Origin of the sequence: Streptomyces sp. NPDC020731 (genome assembly GCF_044334705.1) — a bacterium.
Classification (GTDB): domain Bacteria; phylum Actinomycetota; class Actinomycetes; order Streptomycetales; family Streptomycetaceae; genus Streptomyces.
Genome location: NZ_JBIRTN010000004.1, coordinates 74,105 through 87,186, shown reverse-complemented (window position 1 = coordinate 87,186; position 13,082 = coordinate 74,105). Strand labels below are relative to the sequence as shown.

Below are 13,082 nucleotides of genomic sequence, written 5' to 3'. Positions count from 1 at the left end.
GGAGTCGGAAGAAGTCGGAAAGTCGGGGGCGGGCCGCGCGGTCAGCGCGTGAGCGGCCCGATGCGGTACAGCACCTCGGGGTCGTGCGGTCCGTCGGGGAACTGGCCGGCGTCGAACAGCACCTCGCGCTCCAGCAGGGCGCCGTGACGCTCCGCGAACGCGGTGAACAGGCGCTCGGACGCGGTGTTGCCCGGCGTGATGGTGGTCTCCACGGTGTCCACCCCGTGCTCCTCGGCGGTCCGGGCGGCCAGTCCGTCGAGCAGGGCGGCGGCGAGGCCGCGGCCGCGGTACGACGCGTCGACCGCGACCTGCCAGACGAGCAGGGTGCGCGGGCTGTCCGGCCGCAGGTATCCGCTGACGAAGCCGATCGGCTCTCCCCGCTCGTCGCGAGCGACGGCCGAGGTGGCGGCGAAGTCACGGCACCACAGCAGATAGCTGTACGACGAGTTCAGGTCGAGGACCTTCGAGTCCTTGGCTATCCGCCACAGCGCGGCTCCGTCCGCCACGGTGGGGCGGTCGATTTGCAGGTCTGCTTGTGCGGCAGTCATGCGAATTGAACTTACCCAGGTAAATTCAAAATTGCATCGCCTGGCGGGGTTACGCGCTGGCTTGATCTGTGTTATCGCGCGGGCGGGCGGGTCGCGCGTGGCCCGGAAAGATGCCCCATTTCTCCTGGTGCATACAACGCAAAACGGTCGCGATGTGGAACCGGTCACAAGTGTGTAACTCCCGTGACGACCCCAGGAATGCTCGCCGAACCGTGGTGTTTAGGGTCGAGGAAACCGGGCAGGAGAAGACGGGAAGCTATTCCGCTGGATAATCGAAAAATAAGAGAAAGAATGCTGCAGGAGAATGCGCGAGAAGGATTCCGGGAATTCGGGAATCCTGGAATGGACGGTTCCTGTCGGTCCGTCCGGGGGTTCCGGGGCGGAGCCCCGGGGGACGGGACGGGGAGGGGCGGAGGGGGCCGAAACCCCGAAGACCTCGGCCCGGGATCAGCGCCAGGCCCCCTCGGCCGCGCGCAGGGCCGCCGTCAGGTCCACCGTCGAACCCGCGTCCGTCAGGGCCGTACTCAGAGCCGTCAGGCACGCACGCACCGTGCCGGGGTTCGCCCCGGGCCCGTAGTGGTTGACCCGGATCATCTCCTTGGAGAGCGCACCACCCCCCGCGGCCAGCGGAACCGCCGGATCGACGGCCAGCGCGCGGACCACCAGCTCCGAGGCCACCGTCCCGGCCGGCGCCCGCAGCGTCGTGGCGACCGGTGCCGCCTCCCCCGCGTCACGGACGTACGGCTCCAGCCCCGCGCCCAGTGCGGCCGCACCCGCACGGGTCGCCGCCGCGGCCGCCGCGTGCCGGGCCGTCACCGCGTCGAGCCCCGCCGCCTCGATCCGCTCCACGCACGCCTCGAGCGCCAGCATCTCCAGCTGCGCCGGAGCGTGCGGCAGCACCTTGCGGCCGCCGTCGATCCAGCGTTCCCTCCAGTCCAGCAGGGACAGATAGGAGCGGCGCGGCGCCCGCGGGTTCGCCGCCATCCGCGCCCACGCCCGCTCGCTCACCGACACCGCCGACACCCCGGCCGGGCCGCCCATCGCCTTCTGCGCCCCGATCACGCACAGGTCCACGCCCCACGCGTCCGGCAGCACCGGCTCCGCCCCGATCGAGGCCACCGCGTCCAGGTAGAACAGTGCCCCGTGCGCCCGCACCACCTCGCCGATCTCCGCGACCGGGTTGGTGTTCCCGGTCGCCGCCTCCGCGTGCACCAGGGACACGAAGTCGATCTCCGGGTGCTCGGCGAACGCGGCCCGGATCTGCCCGGCCGTCACCGCCGTGTGGAACGGCACCGCCAGATCGATCACGGTGGCCCCGCAGTCCCGCAGCCAGTCGCCGAAGGTCTGCCCGTAGGGACCGGTGACGACGTTCAGCGCGGTCGTGCCGGGACCGGCCGTCGCGCGGATCGCGCCCTCCAGCGGCAGCAGCGCCTCACCCTGCATGATCACGACGTCCTGCCCGGTGCTCAGCAGCCGTGCCACCCGGTCCTCGATCGACGCGAAGTGCGCGGCGCTCAACGGGGGCAGGTCGAGGAGGAGGTGGGTCACGGCGGTGCTCTCTCTGCTCGGCGACTGCGCGGGTACGGCGCAGTCGAGGTTAACCGGCGCCCCGGACACCGCTCGACCACGGGGTTCTCAGGCCGGACGGCCCCGCAGCCATCGGTTTGATTTGAGGCACTCAAACCTCTCCTTATAATCGGAACTCACAGTTCCCTGACAGGAGGCTCCCGTGAAGACGCTCCTCGGCCGCCGGACCCGTGTTCTGGCCGCCACCACCGCGACGGCCGGGCTGGTCCTCCTGACCGCCTGCACCTCCAGCGACGACGGAGGCAGCGGCTCCAAGACCGCCGCCGGCGGGGTCGAGCTCGTCAAGGCGGGGCAGCTCACCACCTGCACCCACCTCCCGTACCCGCCCTTCCAGTCGGAGATCGACGGCAAGGTGCAGGGCTTCGACGTCGCGCTGATCGACCTGGTCGCCGAGGACCTCGGCGTGAAGCAGGAGATCCTCGACACGCCGTTCGAGAACTTCAAGACCGGCGCCTTCCTCAACTCCGGTGAGTGCGACCTGGCCGCGGCCGGTATGACCATCACCGAGGAGCGGAAGAAGAACGTCGACTTCTCCGACCCGTACTTCAAGGCCACCCAGGCCGTCCTCGTCGACAAGAACAGCGGCGTCACCTCCCTCGCCGACGTCAAGTCGAAAAACGTGAAGCTCGGCGCCCAGGCGCAGACCACCGGCGAGGACCACGTCAAGAAGGAGGGCTTCGACCCCGTCTCCTTCGAGTCCTCCGACGCCGTCCTCAACGGTCTGCGCACCGGCCAGGTCAAGGCCGTCGTCATCGACTACCCCGTCGTCCAGGGCTGGCTGAAGGACAAGGCCAACGCCGACGCCTTCGAGGTCGCCGAGCAGATCGACACCGGTGAGCAGTACGGCGTCACGGTGAAGAAGGGCAACACCGCGCTGCGCGAGGCGATCAACAAGGCGCTCGCGGACGCCGAGGCCGACGGCACGTACAAGAAGCTGTACGAGCAGTGGATCGGCCCCTACGACGAGTCCGCCGCCTCGCCGGCCGCGTCCTGACCCCATGACCGACACGGAGAAACTGCCGGTCCAGCCGAAGAAGAAGGGCCTGACGCGACGCCAGAAGCGCAGTCTGTCGCGCGGCCTCCAGTACGCCGTCTTCGTCGCGGCCGTGATCGCCTTCGCGGTCTCGGCCGACTGGGGCAGGCTGCAGAACCAGTTCGCGCAGGCCGACATCGCCGAGCGGATGTTCCCGGACGTCATCACACTGGCGCTGAAGAACACCGTGCTCTTCACGGTGACCGGCTTCGCCGTCGGGCTCGCCCTCGGCATGGTGATCGCGCTGATGAGGCTGTCGTCCGTCGGCCCGTACCGCTGGCTGGCCGGCATCTACATCGAGATCTTCCGCGGCCTGCCCGCCCTGCTGATCTTCATCTTCATCGGTGTCGCCGTGCCCCTCGCCTTCCCCGGCACGGAGATCATCGGCGGCACCTACGGCAAGGTCGCCCTCGCGCTGGGCCTGGTGGCCGCCGCGTACATGGCGGAGACGATCCGGGCCGGCATCCAGGCGGTGCCCAAGGGGCAGATGGAGGCGGCTCGTTCGCTGGGCTTCTCGCCCGCCCGGGCCATGGTCTCCATCATCATCCCGCAGGCCTTCCGGATCATCCTGCCGCCGCTCACCAACGAACTCGTCCTGCTCTTCAAGGACTCCTCGCTGGTGCTGTTCCTCGGCGTCACCCTGGAGGAGCGCGAACTGTCCAAGTACGGCCGCGACCTGGCCAGCCAGACCGCCAACTCCACCCCGATCCTGGTGGCCGGCCTGTGCTACCTGCTGATCACCGTTCCGCTCGGCTTCGTCGTGCGCCGTATGGAGGCCAAGGCCCAGGAGGCCGTGAAATGACCCCGAGCCGACCGGAGATCCGCGTCAGCGGTCTGCACAAGTCCTTCGGCGACAACCAGGTGCTGCGCGGCATCGACCTGGAGATCGGCCAGGGCGAGGTCGTCTGCGTGATCGGCCCGTCCGGGTCGGGCAAGTCGACCCTGCTGCGGTGCGTGAACCTCCTGGAGGAGCCCACCGAGGGCCAGGTCTTCGTCGGCGGTACGGAACTCACCGACCCCGACGTCGACATCGATGCCGTACGCCGCCGTATCGGCATGGTCTTCCAGCAGTTCAACCTGTTTCCGCACCTCACGGTGACCGAGAACCTCACGCTGCCGCAGCGCAGGGTGCTGGGGCGGGGCAAGGCGCAGGCGGCGGAGGTGGCCGCCGACAACCTCCGGCGGGTGGGGCTGGCCGAGAAGGCGGACGCCTACCCGTCCTCCCTCTCCGGGGGCCAGCAGCAGCGCGTCGCCATCGCCCGCTCGCTGGCCATGGGGCCCGAGGTGATGCTGTTCGACGAGCCGACCTCGGCGCTCGACCCCGAACTGGTCGGCGACGTCCTGGCCGTCATGCGGATGCTGGCGACCGAGGGCATGACGATGATGGTCGTCACCCACGAGATGACCTTCGCCCGCGAGGTCGCCGACCGGGTCGTGTTCATGGACGGCGGAGTGATCGTCGAGGACGGCACCCCCGAGCAGGTCATCGGCCACCCGCGGCACGAACGCACCCGTCACTTTCTCTCCCGCCTCCTCGACCCCGCCATGGCGAACGTGGAGGAGGGGACCTCCGACCAGGTGGGCAAGTCGTCGTAGCGCCTGACTAGGGTGCCGTGTATGAGCGAACGCGCGGTGCTGCACGTGAAGGGGCGGATCCTCGTCGGCCCTGACGAGGTCCGGGGCGAGCTGTGGGTCGTCGACGGCCGGATCTCCTACGACCGTCCCGCCGGCGCCCGCGACATCCGCACCGTCGAGGGCTGGGCCCTGCCCGGGCTGGTCGACGCCCACTGCCATGTGGGCCTCGACCGGCACGGCGCGGTCCCCGAGGACGTCGCCGAGAAACAGGCGCTCACCGACCGCGACGCCGGCGCCCTGCTGCTGCGCGACGCCGGCTCGCCCTCCGACACCCGCTGGACCGACGACCGCGACGACCTCCCGAAGATCATCCGGGCCGGCCGGCACATCGCCCGCACCCGCCGCTACATCCGGGGCTACGCCTGGGAGGTCGAGCCCGACGACCTCGTCGCGTACGTCGCGCAGGAGGCCCGGCGCGGCGACGGCTGGGTGAAGCTGGTCGGCGACTGGATCGACCGCGACCTGGGCGATCTGTCGGCCTGCTGGCCGCGCGGCGCCGTCGAGGCGGCCATCGCCGAGGCGCACCGGCTGGGTGCCCGTGTCACCGCGCACTGCTTCGCGGAGGACTCCCTGAGGGACCTGGTCGAGGCCGGCATCGACTGTGTCGAGCACGCGACGGGCCTGACCGACGAGACGATCCCGCTGTTCGCCGAGCGGGGTGTCGCGATCGTCCCCACCCTCGTCAACATCGCCACCTTCCCCGCGCTCGCCGACGGCGGCGAGGCCAGGTTCCCGCGCTGGTCGGACCATATGCGCCGGCTCCACGAACGCCGCTACGACACCGTGCGCTCCGCCTACGACGCCGGCATCGCCGTCTTCGTCGGCACGGACGCCGGCGGCACCCTCCCGCACGGCCTCGCGGCCGACGAGGTCGCGGAACTGGCCAAGGCCGGCATTCCGCCGGTCGAGGCGCTCGCGGCCGGGACCTGGGCGGCCCGGAAGTGGCTCGGCCGCCCCGGCCTGGAGGAGGGCGCCCCGGCGGACCTGGTGGTCTACGCGGCCGACCCGCGCGCGGACGTCCGCGCGCTGACGGATCCGCGCCGGGTGGTACTGAACGGGCGCGTGGTCGCGTAGGCGCGCCCGCCGCCCCTTCCCGTTCCCCCGGGGGCAGCGCCCCGGGTCGGGACGGGAAGGGGCGGCGGGGGCGATGCGAGGTGCGGCCGTTCAGCCTGTTGTCAGGGCCCGGCGCAGCGCGTTCAGGAAACCGTCCGTCGTCTCCCGGTCCCGTACCGCCAGACGCAGCCACTCCTCGTCCAGCCCCGGAAACGTGTCCCCGCGGCGCACCGCGTAGCCGAGGGCGCGCAGCCGTCGCCGTACCGTCGCCGCGTGCGGCAGCCGGACCAGGACGAAAGGACCCCCGGCGGGCTCCACGACCCGCAGACCGTGGGCGGCGAACTCCCACAGCCCCGCGATCAGACGGTCCCGGTCCGCCGCGATGCGGTGGGCCGCGTCCGCCGCCTCCGCGAGTGCCCGGGGGCCCACGCACACCTCCGCCGCGGCCAGCGCCGGTGTGGACACCGGCCACAGCGGCTGCGCGCGCTCCAGTTCCGCGACGGTCTCCGGGGCGGCCAGGACGTAACCGATCCGCAGCCCCGCAAGCCCCCACGTCTTGGTGAGGCTGCGCAGGACGACGAGACCGGGGACGTCCGTGCGCCCGGCCAGCGCCTCGCGCTCGTCCGGCACCGCGTCCATGAACGCCTCGTCCACCACCAGCGTCCGCCCGGGCCGGGCGAGCCGGGCGACCGCCGCGGCCGGGTGCAGCACCGACGTCGGGTTCGTCGGGTTGCCGATCACCACCAGGTCCGCGTCCTCCGGCACCGCCGCCGGGTCCAGCCGGAAGCCGTCCGCCTCCCGCAGCAGCACCCGGTCCACCGTGTGCCCGGCGTCCCGCAGCGCCGCCTCCGGCTCCGTGAACTGCGGATGCACCACCACCGGCCGGCGCACCTTCAGCGCCCGCGCCAGCAGCACGAACGCCTCCGCCGCACCGGCCGTCAGCAGCACCCGTTCCACCGGCAGCCCGTGCCGCGCCGCCACCGCGGCCCGCGCGGCCCGCCCGTCCGGGTAGGCGGCGAGCCCGGACAGCGACCCGGCGATGTGCTCCCGCAGCCACCCCGCAGGCGTGTCCGCGCGGACGTTCACCGCGAGGTCGACCAGCGCGGAGCCGTCGTCGCGGACCTCGGCGTCCCCGTGGTGCCGCAGATCGTGCCCGCCGCTCCCGGACTCAGTGCGCATGGGAGTGCGTGTGGCCGTGCCCGTGATGGTGGTGGCCGTCGTCGTCCGGGTGGAAGTGCGGCTGCTGCGGCAGCCCCACCTTGTCCTCGAAGCCCGGCAGCGCGATCCGGTACACGCACGAGTCGCAGTTCATCCGCAGATCACCCCGCACGGCCTCCTCGTACCGCTCCCACACCAGATCCAGCAGCTCCGGCTCCGGGCCGATGACGTCCGCCGACCGCACCTCGGTCTCCGGGTGCGCCGCCGCCCACTCCCGGGTCTGCTGCCGCACCCGGTCCGGCAGGATCCCGGTGAACAGGAAGTACGGCAGTACCACGACCCTGCGCGCCCCCAGCCGCGCACACCGGTCCAGGCCGCCCGGTACGTCCGGCGCCGCCAGCGACACGAACGCCGTCTCCACGCCCGCGTACCCGCGCCCCTCCCACAGCAGCCGCGCCGCCTTGAACACCTCGGCGTTGGCGTCCGGGTCCGTCGACCCGCGCCCCACCAGGAGCACGGTCACCTCGGCCGGGTCCCAGGAGGGGTCCACCGCCTGGGCCAGCCGCCGCTCCAGCACGCTCAGCAGCGCGGGGTGCGGGCCCAGCGGACGGCCGTAGGCGTACGAGATCCCGGGGTGCCGTTCCTTCTCGCGGGCCAGCGCCGCCGGGATGTCCCCCTTGGCGTGCCCGGCGGAGACCAGCATCAGCGGCACGGCGGCGAACCGTCGCGCCCCCCGCTCCACCAGCTCGGCGACGGCCTCGCCCAGCGGTGGCGGGGACAGCTCGATGAACCCGCCGGCGACGGGCAGTTCGGGGTGGCGGCGCCCCAGCTCCCGCACGAAGTCACGGAACGCCTCCGCTCCGGCGTCGTCCCGGGTGCCGTGGCCGGCGATGAGCAGGGCGGGCGGCGGGGTGGTCACAGGTTCTCCTCGGATGCAGGTGAAGCGGGGTGGTACAGCAGGGCGTTGAGCGCGGCGGCGGCGACCGCCGACCCGCCCTTCTCGGACACGTTGCTCACGGCGGGCAGCCCGCTCTCCCGCAACGCGGCCTTGGACTCGGCCGCCCCGACGAAACCGACGGGCAGCCCGATGACGAGCGCGGGGGAGGCGTCCAGGGTCAGCAGCTCCTCCAGGGCGGTCGGCGCACAGCCGATCACCCACAGGGCGCCGGGTCCGACCTCCTCGTACGCCAGCCGCACGGCGTGCGCCGAACGCGTGAGCCCGGGCCCGGACGTGGCGTCCCTCAGCCGGCACACGGTCTCCCGGCGGGTGATCCCGGCCGCGACCATCTCCACGTCCGCCACGACCGGCGCCCCGGCGTGCAGCGCGGCGTGCGCCTTCGCCAGCTCGCCCTCGTCCATGACGAGATCGGACGCGTACTCCAGGTCGGCCGCGGAGTGGACGACCCGCTCCACCACCGCCCGGGTCAGCGGCGGGAAGTGCGAGGTGTCGAGGCGGGCGCGCAGCCGCCGGAAGGACTCCTGCTCGATGGGGTGCACCACGCGGTTCACCGTGCCTCCTCCTGCCAGCGGTAGCCGCGCGGGGTGACCATGCGCCCCGCGATCTCACGGGTCGCCGTGTTGCCCACGGTCACGACCGTCATCATGTCGACCGTCGCCGGGTCCAGCGCGGCCAGCGTGGTCAGCAGGCTCGACTCGTCCGCGCGGGACGCGTTGCGCACGACCCCGACCGGTGTCGCCGGTTCCCGGTGCTCCGCGAGGATCGAGAGGGCCTTGGGCAACTGCCAGTCGCGGCCCCGGCTGCGCGGGTTGTAGAACGTCACCACGATGTCCGCCTCGGCCGCCGCCCGCACCCGCCGCTCGATGACCTCCCACGGCGTGTGCAGGTCGGACAGGCTGATCGACACATGGTCGTGGCCCAGCGGCGCCCCCAGGACCGCCCCGGCCGCCAGCGCCGCCGTCACGCCCGGCACCCCGACCACGTCGATGTCGTCGGACGCCTCCGCGAGCGCCGGTGAGGCCATGGCGTACACCCCGGCGTCCCCGCTGCCGATCAGCGCGACCGCCTGCCCACGCCGGGCCTCGGCGACGGCCGTGCGGGCCCGCTCCTCCTCCGCCCCGAGACCGGACTCCAGCACCCGCGTGCCCGGCCGCAGCAGATCACGGATCTGGTCGACGTACTGGTCGAGACCCACCAGCACGGAGGCCCGGCGCAGTTCGGCCTTCGCGCGCGGGGTGAGCAGGTCCCGCGCGCCGGGCCCCAGCCCGACCACCGCGAGCCGCCCGCGCCCCGGCCGTCGTACGACGGCACAGGTCGCCATCGCGGGCCGGGCCGCCGACTTCCGCTTGGGCACGAGGAGTTCGCCCCCGCCGGCCAGCGCGGCGGCCTCCGCCACAGAGGGGGTGCCGACGGCGGCGAGCGGCGCGTCGGAGGGGTTGGGCACCTCGATGCGCGCCAACTCCTCGGCGGCGTACGTCACCAGGGGCACGCCCAGCCGCCGGGCCGCCTCCACGAGGCCGGGTTCGTCGGCCTTGGCGTCCACGGTGGCCAGCTCGGCGAGCGACGCCGCCGACAGCCCGGCCTCGCGCAGGGCACCCTCGACCAGGCCGAGCACCTCGTCCACGGGGGCACCCTTCGAGGCGCCCACGCCGACGACGAGGGTGGGCGGCCGGAGCACCGCCTCCCGTTCGCCCGGCTCGACCAGCCGGTCCGTGACCCGGATCGTGTACGCCCCCGCGTCGGCGACCGGGAGCGGCGGCAGCGGCCAGGTCACCTCGGCCCGCAGCGCCACCGCCTCACCGTCCAGCAGCGCCCGCGACACGGCGGCGACGCCGCCCTCCACCGGCAGACCGAGGGTGTCCAGACCCGGCAGGCGGACCGCGTCGGTCGCCGTCGTCACCACCGGCTCGGCACCCAGCACCTCACCGACCGCACGGGCCAGCTCGTTCGCCCCGCCGCCGTGCCCGCCGACCAGCGACACCGCGAACCGTCCGCCCTCGTCGACACAGACCACACCGGGGTCGCTCGCCTTGTCGTCCAGCAGCGGTGCCACCAGCCGCACCACGGCCCCCGTGGCGAGGAAGCACACGAGCCGCTCGCACTCGGCGAACGCGGCCCGTACGGCGTCCGGCACGGGACCCTCGTACACGCGCGTGCGGTCCGGCCACGCGGCGGCCAGCCGGTCCCGCGCGGCCGCGCCCGCCGCGGTGGCGGAGATGAGGCCGATCACTGGGTGACTCCTTCGGTACGGCCGCGGGACCGGACGCCCCACAGCAGGAAAACGGGATTGGTCGCCGCCAGCCGGGTCACGTCCCCGGGCAGCGGCGCCAGCCGCGACGACTGCAGCAGCACGCCGTCGCAGGAGAAACCGGCGTTCGTCAGCGCCTCACGGGCCGCCGGGACCCGGTCGAGCGCGGCCATGGCGACGACGACCGTCCGCCGCGCCCGCCGCGCGCACGCCGTGACCACCGCCGGCAGTTCGCGTCCCCCGCCGCCGACGAACACGGCGTCGGGGTCGTCGTCGAGGCCGGTCAGCACATCCGGCGCCGATCCGTGCACCACGCGCACGTCGACCCCGTGCGCGGCGGCGTTGGCGCGCACGCGCTCCACCCCGTCCGGCGTCTTCTCGACGGCGGTGACGGCGGCCCCGAGCCGTGCGCACTCCACGGCCACGGACCCCGACCCCGCGCCGACGTCCCACACCAGCTCACCGGGGCGCGGCCCGAGCCGGGCCAGGGCCAGGGCCCGCACCTCGAACTTGGTGATCATGGAGTCGCGGTGGTCGAACTCCGCCTCGTCCAGCGCCCAGCCGGCAGGCTGCTCGACCCCGCCCGCGACGGTCCGCACGGGCCCCAGGGCCCGCGCCTCGTCCAGGCACAGCACCACGCTCACCGCCGGGCCCCAGTCCCGGGCGGCGGCCTCGGCGGGCGTCACCCGTTCCACCCGCTCCTGGCCGGAACCGAGCGCGGAGGCGACGACCAGCACGCGCGCGGTGTCCCGCAGCGCCGCCCCCAGCTCGGCCGGACCCGCCCCCGGCCCGGTCAGCACGGCGACCTTCGGACGGGCCCGGCACAGATGCACCGCCGTACGCGGATCCCGCCCGTGCGCGCTGACCACCACGGCGTCGTCCCACGTCAGCCCGACCCGCGCGAAGGCGGTGGCCACGGAGGAGACAGCGGGCCGGACGTCGAGCCGCTCGGCCCCGAACCGCTCGGCCAGCGCCCGCACGATCCCGAAGAACCCGGGGTCCCCGGACGCCAGCACCACGACCGGCCGCTCCCCGGCGACGTACTTCTCGACGGTGTCGAGCGCGGGCGCCAGCGGACCCAGGACGACCCGCCCGGCCCCCTCCGGCAGCCGTACGGCCTCCAGATGCCGCCGCCCGCCGACCACCAGCGCCGCCCCCGCCGTCACCTGGGCGTCGACCGCCGCCCCCGCCCCCATCCCGACGACGGTGATCACGTGCTCGCACCCCGCGAACGCAACGCCCGACGCGCCTGGGGATCGGCCTTGCGGAAGCCGTGGAAGTGGCCGGGGTGGTACAGGTGCGAGCGGGTGCCGTGCGCGTCGAGCGCCGGACCGACCAGGAACAGCGTGTGCTTCCAGAGCTTGTGCTCCTTGACCGTCTCCTCCAGCGTGCCGATCGTGCACGTCACGACCAGCTCCTCCGGCCACGTCGCCTGATACGCGACGACGACCGGAGTGGACGTCGGATAGCCGCCCTCCAGCAGCTCCCGCACCAGCTGCCCGCTGCGGGCGGCCGACAGGAAGATCGCCATGGTGGTGCCGTGCCGCGCGAACTCGCGGACCTCCTCGCCCGGCGGCATCGGCGTCTTGCCGCCGCCGAGCCGGGTCAGCACGACCGACTGCGCCACCTCGGGAACGGTCAGCTCGCGCCGCGCGATCGCCGCGACGGCGGAGAACGACGACACACCGGGCACGATCTCGGTCGCGATACCGAGCTCCGCACACCGGTCGACCTGCTCCTGGGTGCCGCCCCACAGCGCGGGATCGCCGGAGTGGATCCTCGCGACCTTCAGCCCTTCCGCGCGGGCCCGCTCGTAGACGGTCACGACGTCCTCCAGGGACATCGTCGCCGAGTCGAGGACCTCGGCGTCCTTTCGCGCGTGCCGGAGGACATCCTCCTGCACCAGACTGGCGGCCCAGATCACGACATCGGCCTCGGCGATGGCGCGCGCGGCACGGAACGTCAGCAGATCGGCGGCGCCGGGGCCGGCCCCGACGAAGGTCACCTTGCCGCCTGGGGCATCGGCCATGGGAATCGGTCCTCTCCTGAGGGTCACGGGATCAAGAAGTGGGCGGTGAGCGGCTGTCACGCGTGCGCGAGCGGCCACCTGTCGGATACGAAGAACACATGGCGGTCCTCGTCGCGCTCGGCGCGTTCCTGATGACGCTGGCCGGCGGCTGGACGGCACACCGCGTGACCGACCGCCGCCACCTGGTGCTGGGCCTGGCCGGCGGCCTGATGCTCGGCGTCGTCGGCCTCGAACTCCTCCCGGAGTCCCTGGAGGCGGCCGGCACCGAGGTGTACGGCGTCCCCGCGGCCCTGCTGCTCTTCGTCGCCGGTTTCCTGCTGGCCCATCTGGTGGAACGCCTGCTGGCCCACCGCCAGGCCGCGCACGGCGCCGGGGAGACCGACGGCCGGACCCCCGAGGTGGGCCTCACCGCCGCCGCCGCGATGGTCGGTCACAGCGCCATGGACGGCGTGGCGATCGGCGCCGCCTTCCAGGTCGGCGGCGGCATGGGCGCCGCCGTCGCGGTGGCCGTGATCGCCCACGACTTCGCGGACGGCTTCAACACGTACACACTCACCCGCGTCTACGGAAACGCCCGCCGCCGCGCGCTGATGATGCTGTTCGCGGACGCGGCGGCACCGGTGGCGGGCGCCGCGTCGACGCTGTTCTTCACCATCCCGGAACCGCTGCTCGGCGGCTATCTCGGCCTGTTCGGCGGCGCCCTGCTCTACCTCGCGGCGGCCGAGATCCTGCCCGAGGCCCACCACGAGCACCCGGCCCGCTCCACCCTGCTGTGCACGATCGCCGGCGTGCTGTTCATCTGGCTGGTGGTGGGCGTCGCGCACTGAGTACGA

Annotated in this window: 13 protein-coding genes; 5 read left to right on the top strand and 8 right to left on the bottom strand. The window is 73.3% G+C overall.

The window, feature by feature from the left end:
* Nucleotides 1-41 precede the first annotated feature (41 nt).
* A complete protein-coding gene (gene ectA / locus ACH4VX_RS07415; protein ID WP_398366395.1) occupies nt 42-548 on the bottom strand; it encodes a diaminobutyrate acetyltransferase in 507 nt (168 codons plus the stop codon).
* 447 nt (nt 549-995) lie between these two features.
* The gene (locus tag ACH4VX_RS07410; RefSeq protein ID WP_398366394.1) at nt 996-2,096 is read right to left on the bottom strand and encodes a pyridoxal-phosphate-dependent aminotransferase family protein; all 1,101 of its coding nucleotides are present in this window, start codon (nt 2,094-2,096) and stop codon (nt 996-998) included.
* A 181-nt stretch (nt 2,097-2,277) separates the two neighbouring features.
* Between ACH4VX_RS07410 and ACH4VX_RS07405 the strand changes: the two genes are divergently transcribed.
* Genes ACH4VX_RS07405 through ACH4VX_RS07390 form a run of 4 tightly spaced genes read left to right on the top strand, consistent with a single transcriptional unit; the run spans nt 2,278 to nt 5,877 of the window.
* Nucleotides 2,278-3,129, top strand: coding sequence for an ABC transporter substrate-binding protein (locus ACH4VX_RS07405; RefSeq protein WP_398366393.1), 852 nt, complete (start codon nt 2,278-2,280; stop codon nt 3,127-3,129).
* A gap of 4 nt (nt 3,130-3,133) precedes the next feature.
* Nucleotides 3,134-3,970 carry an amino acid ABC transporter permease gene (locus tag ACH4VX_RS07400; protein ID WP_398366392.1) on the top strand — a complete coding sequence of 279 codons (837 nt, stop codon included), beginning with the start codon at nt 3,134-3,136 and terminating at the stop codon, nt 3,968-3,970.
* Nucleotides 3,967-4,764: an amino acid ABC transporter ATP-binding protein gene (locus ACH4VX_RS07395; protein ID WP_398366391.1), complete on the top strand. Its 798-nt coding sequence runs from the start codon at nt 3,967-3,969 to the stop codon at nt 4,762-4,764. The genes ACH4VX_RS07400 and ACH4VX_RS07395 overlap by 4 nt, the downstream gene beginning before the upstream one ends.
* 21 nt (nt 4,765-4,785) lie before the next feature.
* Complete coding sequence (locus tag ACH4VX_RS07390) at nt 4,786-5,877, top strand: amidohydrolase family protein (protein ID WP_398366390.1); 1,092 nt, start codon at nt 4,786-4,788, stop codon at nt 5,875-5,877.
* 90 nt (nt 5,878-5,967) lie between these two features.
* Here the strand turns inward: ACH4VX_RS07390 and cobC are convergent, their stop codons facing one another.
* The 6 genes from cobC to cobM are packed head-to-tail and all read right to left on the bottom strand — an operon-like array spanning nt 5,968 to nt 12,249.
* On the bottom strand, nt 5,968-7,035 hold the full coding sequence (gene cobC, locus ACH4VX_RS07385; RefSeq protein ID WP_398366389.1) for an Rv2231c family pyridoxal phosphate-dependent protein CobC: 1,068 nt from the start codon (nt 7,033-7,035) through the stop codon (nt 5,968-5,970).
* Entirely contained in the window at nt 7,025-7,933 is a 909-nt protein-coding gene (locus ACH4VX_RS07380) for a sirohydrochlorin chelatase (protein ID WP_398366388.1), read from the bottom strand. The genes cobC and ACH4VX_RS07380 overlap by 11 nt, the downstream gene beginning before the upstream one ends.
* Entirely contained in the window at nt 7,930-8,523 is a 594-nt protein-coding gene (locus ACH4VX_RS07375) for a precorrin-8X methylmutase (RefSeq protein WP_398366387.1), read from the bottom strand. The genes ACH4VX_RS07380 and ACH4VX_RS07375 overlap by 4 nt, the downstream gene beginning before the upstream one ends.
* Entirely contained in the window at nt 8,520-10,202 is a 1,683-nt protein-coding gene (gene cobJ / locus ACH4VX_RS07370; RefSeq protein ID WP_398366386.1) for a precorrin-3B C(17)-methyltransferase, read from the bottom strand. Before cobJ ends, ACH4VX_RS07375 begins: the two co-directional genes overlap by 4 nt.
* Nucleotides 10,199-11,434, bottom strand: coding sequence for a precorrin-6y C5,15-methyltransferase (decarboxylating) subunit CbiE (gene cbiE / locus ACH4VX_RS07365; RefSeq protein ID WP_398366385.1), 1,236 nt, complete (start codon nt 11,432-11,434; stop codon nt 10,199-10,201). The genes cobJ and cbiE overlap by 4 nt, the downstream gene beginning before the upstream one ends.
* On the bottom strand, nt 11,431-12,249 hold the full coding sequence (cobM, locus tag ACH4VX_RS07360; RefSeq protein WP_398366384.1) for a precorrin-4 C(11)-methyltransferase: 819 nt from the start codon (nt 12,247-12,249) through the stop codon (nt 11,431-11,433). Before cobM ends, cbiE begins: the two co-directional genes overlap by 4 nt.
* Nucleotides 12,250-12,347: 98 nt before the next feature.
* On the opposite strand from cobM, the gene ACH4VX_RS07355 reads away from it, so the two are divergent.
* Nucleotides 12,348-13,076 carry a ZIP family metal transporter gene (locus ACH4VX_RS07355; protein ID WP_398366383.1) on the top strand — a complete coding sequence of 243 codons (729 nt, stop codon included), beginning with the start codon at nt 12,348-12,350 and terminating at the stop codon, nt 13,074-13,076.
* Nucleotides 13,077-13,082: the final 6 nt, after the last annotated feature.